The sequence below is a fragment of the Pseudomonas sp. Y5-11 genome (assembly GCF_022368695.1).
Classification (GTDB): domain Bacteria; phylum Pseudomonadota; class Gammaproteobacteria; order Pseudomonadales; family Pseudomonadaceae; genus Aquipseudomonas; species Aquipseudomonas parakoreensis.
Window position 1 is genome coordinate 2941087 of record NZ_CP058974.1, and the last position, 19765, is coordinate 2960851.

The 19765-nt window shown below is 61.0% G+C and carries 18 protein-coding genes and 1 pseudogene; 5 read left to right on the top strand and 14 right to left on the bottom strand.

All coding sequences use genetic code 11. From position 1 onward, the window contains the following. Positions 1–166 precede the first annotated feature (166 nt). The 4 genes from ccoP to ccoN are packed head-to-tail and all read right to left on the bottom strand — an operon-like array spanning position 167 to position 3361. Positions 167–1120 carry a cytochrome-c oxidase, cbb3-type subunit III gene (gene ccoP, locus HXW87_RS13265; protein ID WP_041067872.1) on the bottom strand — a complete coding sequence of 318 codons (954 nt, stop codon included), beginning with the start codon at positions 1118–1120 and terminating at the stop codon, positions 167–169. Beyond that, entirely contained in the window at positions 1117–1314 is a 198-nt protein-coding gene (locus HXW87_RS13270) for a cbb3-type cytochrome c oxidase subunit 3 (RefSeq protein ID WP_041067875.1), read from the bottom strand. The genes ccoP and HXW87_RS13270 overlap by 4 nt, the downstream gene beginning before the upstream one ends. A gap of 3 nt (positions 1315–1317) precedes the next feature. Then, a complete protein-coding gene (gene ccoO / locus HXW87_RS13275) occupies positions 1318–1926 on the bottom strand; it encodes a cytochrome-c oxidase, cbb3-type subunit II (protein WP_003223389.1) in 609 nt (202 codons plus the stop codon). Between the two features lie 10 nt (positions 1927–1936). Then, complete coding sequence (gene ccoN, locus HXW87_RS13280; RefSeq protein ID WP_047293096.1) at positions 1937–3361, bottom strand: cytochrome-c oxidase, cbb3-type subunit I; 1425 nt, start codon at positions 3359–3361, stop codon at positions 1937–1939. A gap of 95 nt (positions 3362–3456) precedes the next feature. On the opposite strand from ccoN, the gene HXW87_RS13285 reads away from it, so the two are divergent. Beyond that, positions 3457–4134, top strand: coding sequence for an alpha/beta family hydrolase (locus tag HXW87_RS13285; protein WP_239779032.1), 678 nt, complete (start codon positions 3457–3459; stop codon positions 4132–4134). 585 nt (positions 4135–4719) lie between these two features. Here the strand turns inward: HXW87_RS13285 and HXW87_RS13290 are convergent. From HXW87_RS13290 to inhA, 4 genes are all read right to left on the bottom strand, one after another. Beyond that, entirely contained in the window at positions 4720–5232 is a 513-nt protein-coding gene (locus tag HXW87_RS13290; RefSeq protein ID WP_239779033.1) for a hypothetical protein, read from the bottom strand. A 176-nt stretch (positions 5233–5408) separates the two neighbouring features. Continuing rightward, positions 5409–6974, bottom strand: a complete 1566-nt coding sequence (locus HXW87_RS13295) for a PAS domain-containing methyl-accepting chemotaxis protein (RefSeq protein ID WP_003223402.1) — start codon at positions 6972–6974, stop codon at positions 5409–5411. A gap of 102 nt (positions 6975–7076) precedes the next feature. Continuing rightward, positions 7077–7868, bottom strand: a complete 792-nt coding sequence (locus HXW87_RS13300; RefSeq protein WP_239779034.1) for a type II CAAX endopeptidase family protein — start codon at positions 7866–7868, stop codon at positions 7077–7079. A 209-nt stretch (positions 7869–8077) separates the two neighbouring features. Further along, the gene (inhA, locus tag HXW87_RS13305; protein ID WP_182404189.1) at positions 8078–8764 is read right to left on the bottom strand and encodes an isonitrile hydratase; all 687 of its coding nucleotides are present in this window, start codon (positions 8762–8764) and stop codon (positions 8078–8080) included. Positions 8765–8852: 88 nt separating this feature from the next. Between inhA and HXW87_RS13310 the strand changes: the two genes are divergently transcribed. Next, positions 8853–9839, top strand: coding sequence for a GlxA family transcriptional regulator (locus HXW87_RS13310; protein WP_239779035.1), 987 nt, complete (start codon positions 8853–8855; stop codon positions 9837–9839). Here HXW87_RS13310 and HXW87_RS13315 read toward each other — a convergent pair. The 5 genes from HXW87_RS13315 to HXW87_RS13335 form a co-directional block, all read right to left on the bottom strand. Continuing rightward, positions 9808–10701 carry an alpha/beta hydrolase gene (locus HXW87_RS13315; protein WP_239779036.1) on the bottom strand — a complete coding sequence of 298 codons (894 nt, stop codon included), beginning with the start codon at positions 10699–10701 and terminating at the stop codon, positions 9808–9810. The genes HXW87_RS13310 and HXW87_RS13315 overlap by 32 nt on opposite strands. 172 nt (positions 10702–10873) lie before the next feature. Continuing rightward, on the bottom strand, positions 10874–11263 hold the full coding sequence (locus HXW87_RS13320; RefSeq protein ID WP_047291345.1) for a hypothetical protein: 390 nt from the start codon (positions 11261–11263) through the stop codon (positions 10874–10876). A gap of 390 nt (positions 11264–11653) precedes the next feature. Further along, entirely contained in the window at positions 11654–13480 is a 1827-nt protein-coding gene (locus tag HXW87_RS13325; protein ID WP_239779037.1) for a glycoside hydrolase family 15 protein, read from the bottom strand. Beyond that, complete coding sequence (locus tag HXW87_RS13330; RefSeq protein ID WP_239779038.1) at positions 13473–14273, bottom strand: SDR family oxidoreductase; 801 nt, start codon at positions 14271–14273, stop codon at positions 13473–13475. Before HXW87_RS13330 ends, HXW87_RS13325 begins: the two co-directional genes overlap by 8 nt. A gap of 87 nt (positions 14274–14360) precedes the next feature. Next, positions 14361–15908: a family 2 encapsulin nanocompartment cargo protein terpene cyclase gene (locus HXW87_RS13335; protein WP_239779039.1), complete on the bottom strand. Its 1548-nt coding sequence runs from the start codon at positions 15906–15908 to the stop codon at positions 14361–14363. Positions 15909–16241: 333 nt separating this feature from the next. Between HXW87_RS13335 and HXW87_RS13340 the strand changes: the two genes are divergently transcribed. Then, positions 16242–17414, top strand: a complete 1173-nt coding sequence (locus tag HXW87_RS13340) for an MFS transporter (RefSeq protein WP_047291351.1) — start codon at positions 16242–16244, stop codon at positions 17412–17414. 183 nt (positions 17415–17597) lie between these two features. Here the strand turns inward: HXW87_RS13340 and HXW87_RS13345 are convergent, their stop codons facing one another. Continuing rightward, positions 17598–18731, bottom strand: a complete 1134-nt coding sequence (locus tag HXW87_RS13345) for a cupin-like domain-containing protein (protein ID WP_182404194.1) — start codon at positions 18729–18731, stop codon at positions 17598–17600. Positions 18732–18911: 180 nt separating this feature from the next. Here HXW87_RS13345 and HXW87_RS13350 point away from each other — a divergent pair, with 180 nt between their 5' ends. Together HXW87_RS13350 and HXW87_RS13355 are read left to right on the top strand one after the other, a co-directional pair. Next, positions 18912–19598, top strand: a complete 687-nt coding sequence (locus tag HXW87_RS13350) for an alpha/beta fold hydrolase (RefSeq protein WP_047291365.1) — start codon at positions 18912–18914, stop codon at positions 19596–19598. Beyond that, positions 19595–19702 (top strand): annotated as a pseudogene (locus HXW87_RS13355) (metal ABC transporter ATP-binding protein); the annotation flags it as partial. The gene HXW87_RS13350 and the pseudogene HXW87_RS13355, both read left to right, overlap by 4 nt. Positions 19703–19765 lie beyond the last annotated feature (63 nt).

Sequence of the window (19765 nt, forward strand, 5' to 3'; positions counted from 1 at the left end):
TCGCTCAAGGTCGACCTGGAACCGGCACGGGCCAGTCCGCATCGAGCAAGCGTAGACCCGAATCGGAGGATTCGAAAGGAGAGGGTGTGACGGGGTGCGACAATGCGTCGCAAAGGGGCGGGATGCTGCCGCATCGAGAACGATGCGGCAGAGGTGTGCGCAATACTTATTGCTTGTTGTCTTCGGTAATCAGTTTTTCTGTATTCAATCCGTGCGACAGACTGTACACATAAGCGGCCAGCAATTGCACTTTATCGTTGCCCAGCAATTCGTTCTGCGCTGGCATATGGCCTTGGCGACCATGGCGAATGGTCTGCTCAAGCTGCGTCAGGCTGGTGCCGTAGATAAATCCGGCCGGGTGCGTCAGGTTCGGCGCACCCATGGCTTCAGTGCCTTGGCCGGTTGCCCCATGACAGGCTACGCAGGTGGTGCTGAACGCTTGCTGTCCGGCTTGCAGGTCAGCCTTGCTGTCGGCTGGCAGCGGCAGGCCGGCCAGTTCGTGACGCACATACGCCGCGACGTTCTTTACACCCGTCTCGCCGAGCACTTCGCCCCAGGCCGGCATCGCCGCCATCCGCCCACCCATGATGGTGGTCTTGATGGTCTCGGCACTGCCGCCCCAGCGCCAGTCCTTGTCCGCCAGGTTGGGGAAACCGAACGCGCCCTTGGCGTCGGAACCGTGGCACACCGAGCAGTTGGAGGCGAACAGTCGGCCACCCATTTTCAGCGCCTGCGGATCCTTCGCCACTTCTTCCACCGGCATGGCGGCGAACTTGGCGAAGATCGGCCCGAATTTGGCGTCGGCCTTGCTCATTTCCTTTTCCCATTCGTGGACGCCGGTCCAGCCGTCCTCGTAGCCGGGCAGAATGCCTTTCCAGTTGCCCAGGCCCGGATACAGGATCAGATAGCCCACGGAAAACACCAGCGTGCCGGCGAACAGCATGAACCACCACTGCGGCAGCGGGTTGTCGTACTCCTCGATGCCGTCGAAGCTGTGGCCCATGGTCTGGTCGACGCTGCCCTTGGTCTCGCCCCGGCGGGTGCCGATCAGCAGCCAGGTCAGGCCGATCAGGCTGCCGATGGTCAGTACGCAGATCCACGTACTCCAGAAGGTGGTCATGGCCGGGTACTCCTTGTTTCAGATGCGGGGGTAGTGTCGGGTTGCGGCTCGTCGGCGAACGGCAGCAGACGTGCTTCGGCAAACTCCGGGGTGCGCTTGCGATTGAATACCCACAAGGTCAGACCGACGAAGGCGACGAACACCACGACCGTGCCGAGGCCACGTATGAGGCCTGTGCTCATTTCAATGACCATGGCTCACCTCTTGCTCTTGATCGCAGTGCCAAGCACTTGCAGGTAGGAGACGAGGGCGTCCATCTCGGTCTTGCCCTTGAGGCTGGCAACCGCGCCGCTGATGTCATCGTCGGTGTACGGCACGCCTAGGGTGCGCATGGTCTTGAGCTTGGTTTCGGTGTGGCTGCTGTCGACCGCTTGCGTCACCAGCCACGGGTAGGCCGGCATTTTCGACTCGGGTACCACGTTGCGCGGGTTGTACAAGTGCGCGCGGTGCCAGTCATCCGAGTAACGCGCGCCGACCCGGGCCAGGTCCGGACCGGTACGCTTGGAGCCCCACAGGAACGGGTGATCCCACACGCTCTCACCGGCCACCGAGTAGTGCCCGTAGCGTTCGGTTTCGGCGCGGAACGGGCGAATCATCTGCGAGTGGCAACCGACGCAGCCTTCGCGGATGTAGATGTCGCGGCCTTCCAGTTGCAGCGCGGTGTAGGGCTTCATGCCCTCCACCGGTTTGTTGGTGACGTCCTGGAAGAACAGCGGGACGATCTGGGTCAGGCCGCCGATGCTCACGGCAAACACCATCAGCAGCATCAGCAGGCCGACGTTCTTTTCAATCGTTTCGTGTTTCATGGCGGACTCCTCAGGCCATCTGCGCGGCAGCAACGACGTCAGCAGGCTGCGAGGCCCGCACGGTGCGCCAGGTGTTGTAAGCCATCAGGAACATGCCGCTGAGGAAGATCGCCCCACCCACCAGACGCACGATGAAGCCTGGGTGGCTGGCCACCAGGGTTTCGACGAAGGAGTAGGTCAGCGTGCCGTCCTCGTTGACTGCGCGCCACATCAGGCCCTGGGCGATGCCGTTGACCCACATCGAGGCGATGTAGAGCACGGTGCCGATGGTCGCGAGCCAGAAATGCGCGTTGATCAGGCCGATGCTGTGCATCTGCTCTTTGCCGAAGACTTTCGGGATCATGTGGTACAGCGCGCCGATGGAAATCATCGCCACCCAGCCGAGCGCGCCGGCGTGTACGTGGCCGATGGTCCAGTCGGTGTAGTGGGAGAGGGCGTTGACGGTCTTGATCGCCATCATCGGACCTTCGAAGGTCGACATGCCGTAGAACGCCAGCGACACCACGAGGAAGCGCAGGATCGGGTCGCTGCGCAACTTATGCCAGGCGCCCGAGAGGGTCATCATGCCGTTGATCATGCCGCCCCAGCTCGGTGCCAGCAGAATCAGCGACATCACCATGCCCAGCGACTGCGCCCAGTCTGGCAGCGCGGTGTAGTGCAGGTGGTGCGGGCCGGCCCAGATGTACAGGGTGATCAGCGCCCAGAAGTGCACGATCGACAGGCGATACGAATACACCGGACGTTCGGCCTGTTTCGGCACGAAGTAGTACATCATCCCGAGAAAACCGGCGGTGAGGAAAAAGCCTACGGCGTTGTGGCCGTACCACCATTGCACCATCGCGTCGGTCGCACCGGCGTATACCGAGTAGGACTTGGTCAGGCTCACCGGCAACTCAAGGTTGTTGACGATATGCAGAATCGCCACGGTGATGATGAACGCGCCGAAGAACCAGTTGCCGACGTAGATGTGCTTGGTTTTGCGCTGCATGATCGTGCCGAAGAACACGATGGCGTAGGCGACCCAGACGATGGTGATCAGGATGTCGATCGGCCATTCCAGCTCGGCGTATTCCTTGGAGCTGGTGTAACCCAGCGGCAGGCTGATGGCTGCCAGCAGGATCACCAGTTGCCAGCCCCAGAAGCAGAACGCGGCGATTTTCGGCGCGAACAATTGCGTCTGGCAGGTGCGCTGCACCGAATAGAACGAACTGGCGAACAGCGCACAACCACCGAAGGCGAAGATCACCGCGTTGGTGTGCAGCGGGCGCAGACGGCCGAAACTGGTCCAGGGCAAATTGAAGTTGAGTTCCGGCCAGACCAATTGGGCCGCGAGAAAAACCCCGAGCCCCATGCCGACGATGCCCCACACCACCGTCATAATGGCGAATTGGCGGACCACCTTGTAGTTGTAGGCGGTACTGATAGAAGTGTTCATGGTTCCCCATCCACGGTTCAGCCGAAGTGAGCGCGCGCAGAAAACGCCGCGAATCCTTCGCCTGGAGTTATAGGCAGACTAAAAGCGAGGCAAGCATGGACAAACAGCACAAGGCCAGTATTGACGGGGATCAATGGGCGCAGTGTGTGCGGGATCATGGGTGGCTTTGGGATGCAGCGTCGGGCGAGGCTTCGGCGACATTGATCCTGGCCCATGGGGCGGGTGCGCCGATGGACAGTGACTGGATGACGAATATGGCTGGGCGCCTTGCTGGATTGGGCGTGAACGTGTTGCGGTTTGAGTTTCCTTATATGGCGCAGCGGCGGGTTGATGGCAGTAAACGTCCACCGAATCCGGCGCCGAAACTGCTTGAGTGCTGGCGCGAAGTATTCGCTGAAGTGCGACGTCATGTCGCTGGGACTTTGGCCATCGGTGGTAAGTCCATGGGCGGGCGGATGGCCAGTCTCTTGGCCGATGAGTTGGGGGCTGATGCGCTTGTCTGTCTTGGATATCCGTTTTATGCGGTGGGGAAACCGGAGAAACCTCGGGTTGAGCATTTGGCTGCTTTGCGGACTCGGACGTTGATTGTTCAGGGGGAGCGGGATGCGCTTGGCAATCGGGAGGCTGTCGAGGCTTACGATCTATCGCCGAGTATTGAGGTGTTTTGGCTGGCCTCTGGAGATCATGATTTGAAGCCGTTGAAGGTTTCCGGGTTTACGCATTCGGATCATTTGGCTTCGGCGGTGGAGAAGGTTGCCGGGTTTCTTCGTTGAGGTTTGGTTTTGGGGTGTATATCCGTTGCTGCGGTTATGGCTGCTTAGGGTTCCGCCCTTACGGCGGGTCACTTTTGGCAAACGCCCCAAAAGTAACCAAAAGGTCTTGCTCCTACGTCCGGCCCGCTCGCTGAGGCTCGGGGTTCCTTCGCTGCGGGATCGATCCGGGGCGCAGCGCCTACGGTTTGCTTCGCTGCACCTCCTCTCGCTGTGTTTGGCTGCGCCAAACGGTCGCTGCGCTCCCACCCCCGGATCAATCCCTCCACTCAGCCTTCCGACGTCGCCCGCGGATCAAGATCAAAAGCGGTACTCGAGCTAACGCTCATCGTGTTGAGTGGTGAGGAGCAAGAGCGGTGCGTGTTCTGTTCTTGCTCTTGTGTGGTAGCCAGCCTGCTGGTGATGGCGGCCTGACAGCCGACCAATCTCTAACTGATGAGACCTGATCCCACTGTGGGAGCATGCTTGTTCGCGAAAGCGGTCTGCCAGGCACCATGAGTTTCAGGCTGGCAAAAAAAGCCTGGACGCTTTCGTCGTCCGGGCTTTAAAAGTCAAAGGTTCGCAGCCTGCGGCAGCGCCTGCACGAAGTCATTCTTTCAACGGACGTTGAGGTGGGCTCGCCCGGAGTTGCTGGGAGCCAGCTTCAGTCGGTCTCACCCGGGTCATGGTGAAAGTCCCCTTGGGCATCAGACGATAGCGATGACTTTTGAACAAGGCCTCGAATGATCCCGTCGCGATGTCTGTTTCAGGGTCATATTTGATGCTAAGGGTCGCCGAGTCGGCGTCTACCGTAGCCATTCCGATGAACCCCGGTGGCGCAGGGATCCAATGGCTGTGTACACATGTCAGCCCTTTTTTGAGGTCATAAACACCTGTGAGAGTCTCATCAGATCGGTAGGGCAGAGTCATCGAGAAAGCAAAATAGTTTTCATCGTCGAAATTCCCTGTTCCACCACTTATGGCCCAATACAACTCGCCCAAAAACTCGTCTTGATAGAAGGAGCTGAATTCCGCTGTTATCCGTTTGCCGCCCAATCTCCATTCAAATTTTTCATCGCGCACCAGTGGCCTTTTTGGAAGAAAAATAGCGTGAGTGGTCATTGTTAAACCTGCCTTTTCGAGTAAGAGGAGGTGTTACAACCGACTGCATTTACGGTTTCTCTTGATACCCGCTCGAACAGGTGGGCGTCTACTGTCAGATCTGACAGGTAGCACCGCAACAAAAAACCCGGAAGCTTTCGCTGTCCGGGTTTTCAGATGAAGCGGCGATCTTGCTTTTAGCGGTTAAACCGCTCCACCAACGAATACTGCGTGTTGGCCGTCTTGGTCAGCTCTTCACTCAGCAGCGCCGAGTTATGCGCCTGTTCCGAGGTCTGGTCCGCCAGTTCCGAAATGTTGCTGATGTTGCGGCTGATTTCTTCAGCCACGGCACTTTGCTCTTCGGTGGCCGCGGCGATCTGGGTGGTCATGTCGGTGATGTTGGCCACCGCTTCGCTGATGCCGACCAGTGCCTGGTCTGCTTCCAGAACCCGTGCCACACCTTCTTCCGCCTGGCGATGGCCGGCTTCCATGGTTTGTACGGCGCTGGAGGCGGTCTGTTGCAGCTTGGCGATCAGGGCGTGGATCTGACCGGTGGATTCGCTGGTGCGTTGTGCCAGTTGGCGGACTTCGTCGGCGACCACGGCAAAACCACGGCCCATCTCGCCGGCGCGGGCGGCTTCGATGGCAGCGTTGAGCGCGAGCAGGTTGGTCTGGTCGGCGATGCCTTTGATCACGTCGACCACGCCGCCGATTTCGTCGCTGTCCTTGGCCAGTTGGGTGACGGTCAGGCCGGTTTCCCCGACGACGACCGACAGGCGCTGGATGGCTTCGCGGGTTTCCCCGGCGATGTCGCGACCGCGACCGGTCAGGCGGTTGGCTTCTTGCGTCGCGTCAGCAGTGCGCTGTACGTGGCTGGCCACTTCCTGGGTGGTGGCGGCCATCTGGTTGACGGCGGTGGCGACCTGTTCGGTTTCCACACGCTGACGTTCCAGACCGCTGGAGCTGTTGTGCGCCAGGGCGTCGGACTGTTTGGCCTGATCGGTCAGGTGCTCGGCGGTGTCCTGCAGGCGGGTCAGGCAGGTTTTCAGGCGCGCTTCCTGGCTGAGGATCGACATTTCCAGACGCGCCTGCGCGCCACGGCTGTCGGTGTACATCTGCGCGATCAGCGGGTCGGAGGTGGTCTGCTCGGCCAGGCGCAGCAGGCGCTTGAGCCCGCGTTGCTGCCATTGCAGGCCCATCAGGCCCAGTGGTACCGACAAACCGGCCGCGAGGGCAAAGCCCCAGTGCGAGTTCAGCGTCGCGCCGATCACGAAGCTCAGCTGGCTGACCAGAATGAACGGCAGCCAGTCCTGCAACACCGGCAGCCATTTGTCGCTGGAAGGGATCGCCGACTTGCCCTGGTTGATGCGTTGGTAGAGCGCTTCGGCACGGCGGATCTGTTCGGCGGTGGGTTTGATCCGCACCGACTCGTAACCGACCACCTGATTACCGTCGAACACCGGTGTCACGTAGGCGTTCACCCAGTAATGGTCACCGGATTTGCAGCGATTCTTGACAATGCCCATCCATGGCAAGCCTTGTTTCAGTGTGCCCCACATGTGCGAAAACACCGCGGCCGGCACGTCAGGATGACGGACCAGGTTGTGCGGCGCACGGATCAGTTCTTCACGCGAAAACCCGCTGATTTCGACGAAAGCGTCGTTGCAGTAGGTGATCACGCCCTTGGCGTCGGTTGTGGAAATCAACCGCTGCTGAGCCGGGAAAGTCCGTTCGCGTTGTGTAATGGGCTGGTTGTTACGCATGGTTTTTCAATCCGCAAGGCTTTGAAAGGTTGTCGGCGCTGACAGGAAATTATTGAAGTTTTTTTTCAGATATAAGTACGGCGTCGCAAAACCGCCCTTGCTTCAACCGGCCAGCATCGGATAGGTGAACAGCGCAAAATGCAGCAGGTTCAGCCCGAAATGCGTGGCGATCGCCGCCGCCAGCCCACCAAAACGGTAGGCCAGACCATAGCCGACCCCCGCCAGACCTGCCAGCAGCACCCAGTGCCAGCCTGCGCCCACATGCGCCAGGGCAAAGATCAGCGAGGCCAGCAGCAGGGCGAGGTTTTCGCCGTAAGGCAGGTGCTTGAACAGACGGCTCAAACCGCCCTGTATATAGCCGCGAAACAGCGCTTCCTCGACCAGCGTCACCAACAGCAGATTGTTCAGCAGCCACAGCCACGCCTGATCGGGCCACTTCGGCGCCCAGGCAATCATGCCGAATAGCAGTGCGCCACCCAGGGCCAGGGTTGCGCTCAAGATCAGGCCGAGGACGCTGGCGAATACCGTCAGACGCAGCGAGCGGGCGGCGACGATCCACGGGCAGGCCAAAAGCAGCCAGAAGCCGATCAGCGGTTTGTCCAGATTCAGGTACATCGCGAACGGCACGGCGTCATCGGTGAAACGCATCTTCGCGATGGCCCGACCGTTATCGAACCCCGGCAACCAGTGCAGCGCCAGCGACAGGGCGAGGAAAACAAACACCGCGTGGCCGAGCAACCGCGCCACCGGCACCACCTGTTGGCGCACGGCGAAACCGGCCACCAGCAACAGTCCGAAGGAGATCAGCGCCAGCCAGCCGAGTTGGCCAAAGCTCAGCGCCAATCCGTAACCGAGGCTGAGAAGTGCCAGATAGGGCCATGGCAACGCCTTCATCGAAAGTCCTTGTGCAGAATGGGGGGGGGGAAGGGCTTTCTACACGGGTGAGGGCGTGGGGACAAGTAAAGGTGTGGCGGGAAACGGTGACACGCCGCAATCCGTCCTGTAGGAGCTGCCGCAGGCTGCGATCTTTTGATCTTGAAAAGCCAAAGTCAAAAGATCGCAGCCTGCGGCAGCTCCTACAGGGTTCTGAGTGTGGCTGAGGATCAACGCAAGTTGAGTTTCGCCGCCGCCCGCTCGGTGATTTCCGTACGCAGTTTTAACGACGGCGTTGCCCGCAGGCGAGCCTCATCGATGATCGCGCTCGGTGCGGTATCAGGGCTTCCGGAGCTGAACGGCGGCGCCGGCGCATATTCCAGTTGCAGCTGAATCAACTGCGCCGCCTCGGCCCCCACCAGTTCGGCGGCCAGCACCAGCGCAAAGTCGATGCCTGCGGTAATCCCGCCACCGGTAAACAGATTGCCGTCGCGCACCACCCGGTCCTGCACCGCAATCGCGCCGAGTTTCGGCAGCAGTTCGTGATAGGCCCAGTGGGTGGTCGCGCGTTTGCCTTTTAGCAGGCCCGCCGCGCCCAGCACCAGCGAGCCGGTGCACACCGACGTCACATACCTGGCCTGCGCCGCCTGACGCTTGATGAACCCCAGCGTCTGTTCATCCTCCATCAACGGCCCGACCCCGGCGCCGCCGGGTACGCAGATCACATCCAGATCCGGGCAGTCGTCGAAGGTGGTGGTCGGTTTCAACAGCAGGCCGGTGCTGGCGGTGACCGGCACCAGATCCTTCCAGACCAGATGCACCTGCACGTCCGGCAACGAGGCCAGCACATCATAGGGGCCCGTCAGGTCGAGTTGCTGCACCTGTGGAAACAACAGAAAACCGATCTGCAACGCCATGATTCTTCTCCGTGAAAAGGGCTGGACGGCTTCACTGTAGGCGCGTAGGTTTTGGCGCGTACGCCAATCAGCCCACGAATTACGCCAAATGTCGAAAACCATCCACGTTCTCGCGTTCGCCAATGTGCAATTGCTCGATGTTACGGGCCCGTTGCAAGTATTCGCCTCGGCCAACGATATCGCCCGCCAGCAGGGTTTGCCTGCGCCGTACGCGCCAACGGTCATCGCCAGCGGCGGCGGCGGCGCGGTGAACGCTTCCGCCGGGTTGGCGATGCTGGCCGAGCCGCTGCCGAAGCAGCCCAGCGATACCCTGATCATCGCCGGTGGCTGGGGTGTTTACGCGGCTGCCGAAGACGCTGAATTGGTGAGCTGGGTGCGTGAACATGCCGGTGGATGCCGGCGGGTTGCCTCGGTCTGCACCGGCGCGTTTCTGCTGGCGGCCAGCGGCTGGCTCGACGGTCGCCGGGTCGTCACCCACTGGACACGCTGCGAACAACTGGCGCGGCAGCACCCGCAATTGCAAGTCGAGCCCAATCCGATCTTCATCAACGACGGCCCGGTCTGGACCTCGGCGGGCGTCACCGCCGGCATCGACCTCGCGCTGGCCATGGTCGAAGACGACCTCGGTCGCGACATGGCCCTGGACGTCGCCCGACAATTGGTGGTGTTCCTCAAGCGCCCGGGCGGGCAGTCGCAGTTCAGCGTGACGTTATCACTGCAAAAACAAGGCAACCGTTTCGATGATTTGCACGCCTGGATCGCCGAAAACCTCACCTGCGACCTCGGCGTCCCGACCCTGGCCGAACAGGCTGGCATGAGCGAACGCAGTTTCGTCCGGCACTACCGCGCCGACACCGGCCAGACCCCGGCCCGCGCCATCGAACTGATCCGCGTAGAAACCGCGCGGCGTCTGCTCAGCGACACCGGGCTGCCGGTGAAACGCATTGCGGCCAATTGCGGGTTTGGCAGTGAAGAAACCTTGCGCCGCAGCTTTCTGCGGACCATGGGCGTGACGCCGCAGGCGTATCGGGAGCGGTTTTCGGTCAGTGCTGGAGCAGATCCAGTAATGCCTTGAGGGTTTGCTGCGGTGCTTCTTCGGGAATGTTGTGGCCGACACCGGGCAGCACGCGCCTTTCGTACAGCCCGGTGAAGTGCGCAATGTCTTCATCGACTTCCGGCGCCGGGCCGACCCCATCGTCGGCACCGCACAGTGAGATCGTCGGTACGCTGATCGGCGGTTGTTTGATCAACGCGTCTTCCATCCATTGCAGTGCCGGATCGCCTGCGGCATACATGAAGCGATGACGGTAGGAATGAATCACCACGTCCACGAAGTCCGGGTTGTCGAAGGCCGGCGCGCTCAGCGGATAACGTTCGGCGTTGCGTGTCCAGGTCGGTGACCACAAGCTCCAGAGCAATTCACATAGCGCCCGCCGGTTTTGCGTCAGGCCCGCGACGCCTCGAGGCGTGTGGAAATAGTACTGGTACCAATAACGGTGCTCGGTCTCGGGATCCAGAGGCCGGGTCGAATTGGCGATGTCCTGCACGTTATAGCCATCCCCCGTCACCAGCCCACGTACCCGCTCGGGAAACAACGCCGCAACAATGCACGCTGCCCGACCGCCCCAGTCGTAACCGCAAAGCGTGGCGTGTTCGATACCCAGTGCGTTCATCAACTCCAGCAAATCCTGGGCGAGGGCTGCTTGCTGGCCGGAGCGCAGTGTTTCGGGGTGGTTGAAGCGGGTCGGCCCGTAACCGCGCAGATAAGGGACGATCACCCGATAACCGTGGGCGGCGAGGGCGGGGGTGATTTCATCGTACGCCCTGGGCGAGTAGGGGAAGCCATGCAGCAATACGACCGCGTCGCCGTTGGACGGGCCGTGCTGTTCAAAGGCAACGGTCAAGTTCGGTGTCAGTATGCGTTGAATGTCAGACACGGCAGACTCCACAGCAATTGGGCGTCAGGCAACACTAGACCATTCCGTTGTGGCGAGGGAGCTTGCGCCCGCCGGGTTGCGAAGCGACCCCATACTTAAATGCACTGCTGCGCAGGCCTGCGGGAGCAAGCTCCCTCGCCACAGGGGAAGCGTCACTTGTCGGCGTTCCTTCTTAAGCCTCGGCTTCCGCCACCTGATTGAAATACTTCGTCCGATCCGGGGTAAACGTCACCCGCATCTTCGTCCGTGAGCAGGTCAGCGAGCGCTCTTCAGCCAGATCAATATCCAGATCCTCGCCCCGTAAGCCCTGCCACTGGGCGAGGTATTTCAGCGAGCCGTATTTCTCGTTTTTCTTCAGGCTGCGGCTGACGCCACCTTTCCAGCCGAGTACTGGCAGTTCACCGGCGAGGCATTGTTGCGCGAGGTCGGGGAAGCGGCTGGCGCGCTGGCGGCCGATTTCCCAGCACTTGATCAGGCCTTTGTCGGCGGCTTCCCAGAGTTGGGTGCGGGTCAGGCCGGTGCGCAGGGGCGTGGCGATGGGGCGGTGGACGTGCTGGGTCATTCTGGTTCCTTGAATTCGGGTTTTATTGGACAGCTCCGCTGTGCCCGTTGCGGTGGATGGTAGGGGTGGATGTAACAGCTGGCAACAGGGTATTTCAGGGTGTAAGTGCAGGTTGCGGGGGAGGGATTTGCCTGGGTGTTGTTTACAAGAAGCAGGAACAAATTACCCAAACTGTGGCGAGGGGATTTATCCCCGATCGACTGCGCAGCAGTCGCAAAGCCATGCAATGCGGTACTGCTGAACAAATAAGCAGGCAAAGAGCGGGGCCGCTGCGCAGCCCATCGGGGATAAATCCCCTCACCACAGGAGATCTGATCTGTTTATTTCTGTGTAGGGGTTAGCCCAGCGAAGCGTGCTGATGCGGCATATTTCCTACAGATACTGGCGAAATTACGGCTGCCACTCACCCTTTTCCCCACTCAAACGCCGATCAAGAAAACTCGCCGCACTGATCAACGCCAGATGCGTCAGCGCCTGCGGGGTGTTGCCCAGATGCCGGCCATGGCTGTCGAACTCTTCGGCGTATAACCCCAGCGGGTTCGCATAACGCAGCAATTGCTCGAATTCCAGATGGGCCTTTTCCACCTGACCGGCCCGGGCCAGGCATTCGACGTACCAGAACGAGCAGGCGGCAAAGGCGCCTTCGGTGCCGGTCAAACCGTCAATGTTGGCGTCATCGTTGCGGTAGCGGTAAACCATGCCGTCGCGCACCAGCGTCTTTTCGATCGCTTCAAGGGTCGACAGCCAGCGCGGGTCCTTGGCGCTGACGAAGCGCACCAGCGGCATCAGCAGCATCGAACCGTCGAGCGCGGTACCGCCCTTGTACTGGACGAAATGCCCGCGCTCCTCGTCCCAGAAGTTGTCCCAGATGTCAGCGTAGATCGCCTGGCGGGTCTGATCCCACTGGGCGAACGGCGCCGGCAGCGAACGCTTCGAAGCGAGCCGTATCGCCCGGTCCAGGGCCACCCAGCACATCAGTCGCGAGTGCAAGAAGTGATGCTGCTCACCGCGCATTTCCCAAATGCCGACATCCGTGGTCTGCCAGGTCTCACACACCTGATCAACCACTTCGCGCACGTGTTTCCAGCCTTGGTGGGAAATCGCGTCGCCGTATTTGTTGACCAGGTACACCGCGTCCATCAGCTCGCCGAAGATGTCGAGTTGAATCTGATCGTACGCGCCATTGCCGATGCGCACCGGTTGTGCGCCGCCATGGCCGCAGAGGTGCGAGAGTTCGGTTTCCGGCAGTTGCTGGCGACCGTCGATGGCATACAGGATATTGAGTTTGGTTGAATGACCATGGCAATCGCTGACCCGTCCGCGCAGCCAGCCCATGTAGGCGTTGGCCTCATCGACAAAGCCCAGGCGCATGAACGCGTAGACGGTGAACGAGGCGTCGCGGATCCAGGTGTAGCGGTAGTCCCAGTTGCGCTCGCCGCCGGGGGTTTCCGGCAAGCCGAACGTGGCGGCGGCGAGAATCGCGCCGTGCTTGCGCGAGGTCAGCAGCTTCAGCGCCAGGGCCGAACGATTGACCATCTCCCGCCAGCGCCCACGGTAGTTGGACTGGCCGATCCAGTCGCGCCAGAACTTCAGCGTTCGCTCCAGGCACATTTTCGCGCCGTCATCCTTGAAGCGCGGATCGTCGGCGCCACCGAGGACAAATTCGGCGTGCTGATCCTGCTTCAAACGAAAGGAGGCAACGGCCGATTCGCCATCAATGCGCAACGCCTGATCCGCCACCAGCCGCAACGACGGCTGACCCTCGGCGCTGAAAATCACCGATTGTTCATCCATCTGCGCCCGGGTGTTGGCGCGCGCGTAGTCATGGCGCACCGCGCAGCGCATGTGAAACGTCGCTTCACCGCTGACCACGCGCACCCGGCGCATCAGCAGCGGCAGATCATCGACACTGTCGCCGATCGGCAGCAGGTCGGTGATTTCCACCACGGCCTGTTCGCTGAGCCAGCGCGTCTGCAGCACGTTGGTGTCCGGCAGATAGATTTGCTCGCGCCGCGCATCGGGCAAGTCCGGGGCGAGCTGGAAAATCCCCGCTTCTGGGGTATCGAGCAGCGAACAGAAGATCGACGGGCTGTCGAATTCCGGCCAGCAGAAAAAATCCACGCTGCCCTTGTCGTTGACCAGCGCGGCACTGCGCAGGTCGCCGATGATGCCGTGGGCGTCAATCGGGCTTTGTCGTTCAGAATGATGCTCAGCCATTGCCGCGAAACTCCGGATAAAGACTCATGCCGCCGTCGATGAACAGGGTGGTGCCGACGATGTAGTCGGCGGCGTCGGAAGCGAGAAACACCACCGCGTTGGCGATGTCCTCGACGTCGCCGATGCGCCCGTAGGGAATCAGCTCCAGCAGTTTGTCAGCGGCGGCGCCTTCGGTGGCTTGCTGATTGATCGCCGTGCGAATCGCCCCCGGCGCGATGCCGTTGATGCGAATGCGCTGCTGGCTGACTTCCTGGGCGAGGGTCTGCATCAACTGATCGACGCCGCCCTTGGACGCCGCATAGTTGACATGCCCGGCCCACGGAATGCGCTGATGCACCGAACTCATGTGAATGATCTTGCCGGCGGCGCGGGACACGCCTTCACGCACGCCCTGACGGTTGAAAATCCGCAGCGCGGCACGGGCGCAGAGAAACTGCCCGGTGAGGTTGACGCCGATCACCGTGTTCCAGTCTTCCAGAGTCATGTCCACCGCCGCGGCATCCTTTTGCAGACCGGAATTGGCCACCAGAATGTCCAGCGCACCAAAGGCTTCGAGGGTCTCGGCGAACAGCCGTTCGACTTCATCTTCCTTGGAAATATCGGCGCAGATGGCCAGTGCCTGACCGCCGTCGGCGATGATTTGCTGCGCCAGCGCTTGAGCAGGTTCGGCCTGACGGTGGTAATTGATCACGACGGCGGCGCCGGCAACGGCCAGCGCTTTGGCGGCGGCATGGCCAATGCCGGAGCTGGCGCCGGTGACCAGTGCTACTTGGCGGGCGAGGGAAATCTGCATGCTCGAAATGCCTGGGTTAAGGGCTCAGTCAGCTGACCCATGGCGAGCTGCGAGAGTTCATCCGCATGCATGAAAAGATCGACACGTTCAGCCGTGATAGCGGCCACTGTGCCGGTGCCATTCAAGACTGCCGGAGACCCAGCTTTTTATGCCGGTCAGAAAACGCTGCAGCAGCGGCGATGCATCCGGCAGCACGGCTTGTTCCGCCGCTTCATACAGGTGCACGATTTCGTCATGAACGTGCGCACACTTGATCATCGCTTGTCGGGGCGTGCAATTGTGTTCGCGAGCCAGTAACAGCGGCAGATTGAAATCGCCGATTGCGGTCTGATTTTCCTTGTGTGCGGAATACAGATCGTTGGCGACGATCGTGGCGCTGGCGGCCAGCGTGGTCACGCGCCGCACGGCAGGGGCGCTGTAAAGGTGTGCTGGCAGTTCGTATCCGCCGATCACGTCGATCAATGACATGCAGGGTAGAAAACTGTTGGTCTGGCGTTGCGCGAGGTATTCCCAGATGGGTGGGGTCAATCCTTCCAGACGCCAGGCCGCTTCGGCAGTCATGGTGACAAACATGGCGATGATTTCGTGGCGTACCCTGGCCACTTGTACGGAAGATGCGAATGCCTGAACGCGGTCCATATAGGCGCGAAGCGCAACCAGTACCGGGTCACTGTTCAGTGCCTGATCAAGACCGCAACGAAAGCGAGAGGGCAGGTGCGCCGGCTCCAGTGCGGCCAGCGCCAGCGAAAGTCGGGGCCCTACCAGGCGCGGTTCGGAGCCGGTTCGCTCGTCATCGCAGTAGTAATCATCCACGGCAAACAGGGCGGCGATGCACTGTGCCGAAAGCAGCAGGCGATCGGGATCGTGAGTGTCGGTATGGCAAAGCATGGCGAAGCGACCGAACCCCATGGCGCGGACCTTTTCGAGTTGTCCCGCAAATATGCCGACCTCCTTGATCCATGGCATAAGCCGATCTTCGACAGCCTCGGCCAGCGCCGTATCAATCCGGAACGGCGCCGGACAATACAACGGCGGGACGGCCCAGGGTGATCTTGCGTTTTTCCCAAAAACATCAGGCATTGATCGTGCCGCTGACGCATCGCGGGCGGCCTCGAACCATTGCCTTACACCCCCTGTCCCGAACTGCTCGAACATCCGGCGAAACCAGATCGTGAACTGCTCGGGTGTCTGTTCGATCCGTTCGGTGATCTCCTCCAGCGACAGCCACTCCCAACTTTCGACTTCCTCCGGATTGGCTACCGGATCGAGCTGGCTGAGGCCGGCAAACACGTGGTCAAATTCATGCTCGATCAGTTGATTGGACATTTGCTCGTAATAGATCATCGAGGCGACTTTCTGCAGTTTGCACGTCGTGCCCATTTCCTCCTGCAGTCGACGCAGGGCTGCGGCGGCCGTGCGTTCGCCAGGGCGAGGATGCCCGCAGCACGTGTTGGTCCATAATCCGCCGGAATGATATTTGCCCAACGCGCGTTGCTGCATCAGCATCCGACCTTGTGAGTCAAAGAGCAGAATCGAAAATGCGCGATGGCGCAGTCCCTGGTGATGCACTTCCATCTTTGAGGCTACACCGGTCTGGCGATCCTTGGGCGATACCAGAATAAGCTGTTCTTCCATGGCAAGGCTCCTTGGCGCGTGCGCTACGGGATAGGCTCAAGAGCAGTTGCCCGTTCATTCAGGAGCGGTACGCCATTGAGTCAAGGCCTCATGAGAACTGCAATCGCATGCAAAGGCACCTGTAAAACCTGACAGGTGTGCGCGATTTTCGATTATTGGTTATGTGATTCCAGACGTCGGCGGCAATGCCATTGGTCTTGGGGAGAGATCCTCGGAGAGTGCCTGGAATCGCAAGGTGTCGAGTTTCGCGCCTTCACATTCCACCAACAATTCCCCGCTTCCACGCTCATCAACCTTTATGGCAACTTGGCGGCCCCTGATGAGGCTGTACCCATGGCAAACCCCTACCGCGAATTATTCACCGCCCCCGGCGCCCGTGCCTTTGTTCTGGCCGGGATGATCGCGCGCATGCCGATTTCCATGACCGGCATCGGCGTGATCACCATGCTCTCGCAACTCAAGGGCGGGTACGCACTGGCCGGTGCAGTGGCGGCGACGTTTGCCCTGGCCACGGCGTTTTGTGCACCGCAGGTGTCGCGGCTGGTGGATCGTTACGGCCAGGGCAACGTGCTGCCGCTGTCGGCGTTGATCGGTGGCGGGGCGCTGTTGATGTTGCTGTTGTGCACGCGTTTGCAGGCGCCGACCTGGACGTTGTTCATCTTCGCCGCGCTGGCCGGGTGCATGCCGAGCATGTCGGCGATGGTGCGCGCACGCTGGACCGAGATCTATCGTGGCCAGCCGCAATTGCAGACCGCCTATGCGCTGGAATCGGTACTCGATGAGGTTTGTTTCATCGTTGGCCCGCCACTGTCAGTGGGCTTGTGCGTGGTGGCGTTTCCCGAGGCCGGGCCGTTGGCCGCGCTGCTGGCGCTGGCAATCGGGGTGACCGCGTTTGTCGCCCAGCGCAGCACCGAGCCGGCGGTGCACCCGCAGGAATCACAGCAGCAAGGTTCGATCATTCGCTCGACCGACGTGCAATGGCTGCTGGCGCTGATGCTCGCCATGGGCATCATCGTTGGCGTGGTCGATGTGGTCAGCGTCGCCTTCGCCCAGCAGCAGGGCCAGCCGGCGGCGGCGAGCATCGTGTTGTCGGTGTACGCCATCGGTTCGTGTCTGGCGGGTATCGCTTTCGGCGCGATGCGTTCGACACTGCCGTTGCCGAGGCTGTTTCTGTACGGCGGCGTGGCGACGGCGGTGACCACGCTGCCGTTGTTGCTGGCGAGCAATATTGTCAGCTTGTCGCTGGCAGTGTTTGTCGCGGGATTGTTCTTTTCGCCGACGCTGATTGTGGCGATGGCGTTGATCGAGCGCATCGTGCCGCCAGCCAAACTGACTGAAGGCCTGACCTGGCTGGTGACCGGATTGAGTATCGGCGTGGCGATTGGCGCCGCCGGCTCCGGCGCGTTGGTGGACGCGTTTGGCGCGCGTAGCGGTTTCTGGCTGGCGATTGTGGCGGGGGCGGTGGTGTTGGCGTCGGCGTTTCAGAGCTATCGGCACCTGAAATAAGCCGGCATTGATGAGCTGTTGGGGTGAGGGAGCTTGCTCCCGCTCGATTGCGCAGCAATCGCAAGCCAGTCGGCCAGATTTCAGAAATCATTGAGACTCAGAGCTTGGGACCGCTTCGCAGTCCAGCGGGAGCAAACTCCCTCGCCACAGTTATCGATACCTTCAGGCGTTTGGTGGTGTCGGTCACCACCCCCGTCCCGAATTCACCCAGAAATTCACCGACAGTGACGTTGACACCGACTCCACCTGATGGAACCAGCCCTCCGGCAAAAACAGCAGATCCCCGGCTTCCAGCGTCACGCGCAGGAACGTCACATCGCGTGCTGCAGGAAAGCGCTCAAAGTCCGGTGCGTCGGGGTTGAAGTCGCAGCCGTCCAGGCCACCCTTTGGCGCGGTCGACCAGGTGCCCAGTGCTTCGCGGTGATGTGGGGCGGCGAGGGTGAACTGCTTCTGGCCCCAGACCTGCGCGAACAAATTATCGGTGTCGTCGCGGTGCAGCGGCGTCAGCGTGCCCTTGGGGCCGATCCAGATGCGTGGCGGGATGAACAGCGAGGCATCGAAGTAGGGCGGGTATTTGATCTGCTGCAGTAATTGCGCCGGCAGGATGTTGTTGCCCATGTAGGCCGGTGGTTCGCCGTCGGCGCTTTTGACTGCCGGTTGGTCGAGTGAGGCAATGAACTCGGCCATCGACGTCGAGCGGAAATCACGTTCGGTGGAAAAGGTCTTCTTCACGTAATCGCCGTGGCGGGTGATGCCCTGCAGTTCGGCGAAATGCACCAGTGATTCCTCGCGACTGAGCTTGAACAGCGGCCAGTCCTGCAGGGCATTGCTGATCACCACCGGGATGCCGTTGGGCAAATACTTGCTTTTGAACTCGCTGACCGACAATTCATCGCGCGCATGGCGCTCGACGCGGGTCTGGACCGGCAGCCCGGCGGTGAGTTGTTCGCTGAAGCGTGGCGGGGTCGGGTAGCGCTTGTTCATGTCGACCTTTTGCGCCACGGCTCCACCGTGCATCGCATGCTCGATGATCTGCGGCAGCAGCGTCGCCAGGCCCATGTTGCCGCCGATTTTCAGGCGTCCGCTGGCGAACAGTTCTTCGACATTGACCCGGCCGCCCATGATCCCGAGAAAATCGCTCTCGGCGACTTCAATGGTCACGTCGGGGCTGGGATGGCGTCCGGGCGCGGTGCGACTGCTGGCCTTGACCTCCGACCAGTAGGCCTGCTGCGGGCCAAACACGAATTGGAAAACGCCTTCGATGCCGACGGCACCGGCGTTGGCGAACAACTTGCCCAGGATGCTCTGCAGGTCCACGGTGAATCCTCGTTATTGGTTTTGGCCTGAACAGTTAACGAGCGCCTGTTGGCGCAATTTACCGGTGCGCGACTAATTTGCCGGGGGCGTAATCCGTTTATCTCTACAGACAAATTTTTCGAGGAAAGCCGGGTGAACAAGCTGACCCTGCTGTGCCTGCCGTACTCCGGCGCCAGCGCCATGGTCTATAGCCGCTGGCGGCCTAAACTGCCGCAATGGTTGCAATTGCAACCGGTGGAACTGCCGGGGCGCGGTGCGCGTTTCGACGAGCCGCTGCACACGGATATGCGTGCGCTGGCGATGCAACTGGCCAAGGAATTGCGGCCGAATCTCAAGGCGCCGTATGCGGTGTTCGGCCATAGCCTGGGCGCGCTGCTGGCCTGCGAAATCGCTCACGCGCTGCGCGCATTGGGCTGTCCGGAACCGGTGGCGCTGTTTGCCTCGGGCACGGCGGCGCCGACGATGCGCGCCGATTACGATCGCGGTTTTGCCGAGCCGAAAACCGACGCCGAGCTGATCGATCAATTGCGCACACTCAACGGCACCAGCGAAGAAGTGCTGGCCAATGCCGAACTGATGAGCCTGACCCTGCCGATCCTGCGCGCCGACTTCCTGCTCTGCGGCAAATTTGAACCGTTGCAACGGCCGTTGCTCAACTGCCCGGTGCATGTGCTGGGCGGCAAGGCGGATCGCGCGACCACCGAGCAACTGATCGGCTGGAGCAAGGAAACCCGCGGCAGCTTTTCGGTGGACATGCTCGCCGGCGGGCACTTTTTCATTCATGAGCATGAAGCCAAAGTGCTGAAGGTGATCAAGGATCAGCTGGAAGGACATCATCGCCGGCATATCATGGCCGCAATCGCCTGAACGCCGTAGAACCTGTGGGAGCGAGCTTGCTCGCGAAGACGCAATGTCAGTCAACATCTGTATTGGCAGACATGCCGCTTTCGCGAGCAAGCTCGCTCCCACAGGGTATTTCGCAGATCTGAAATTCCCCGCACTACCTCCCGCCTGACACTTGTTCTCATTCGCTA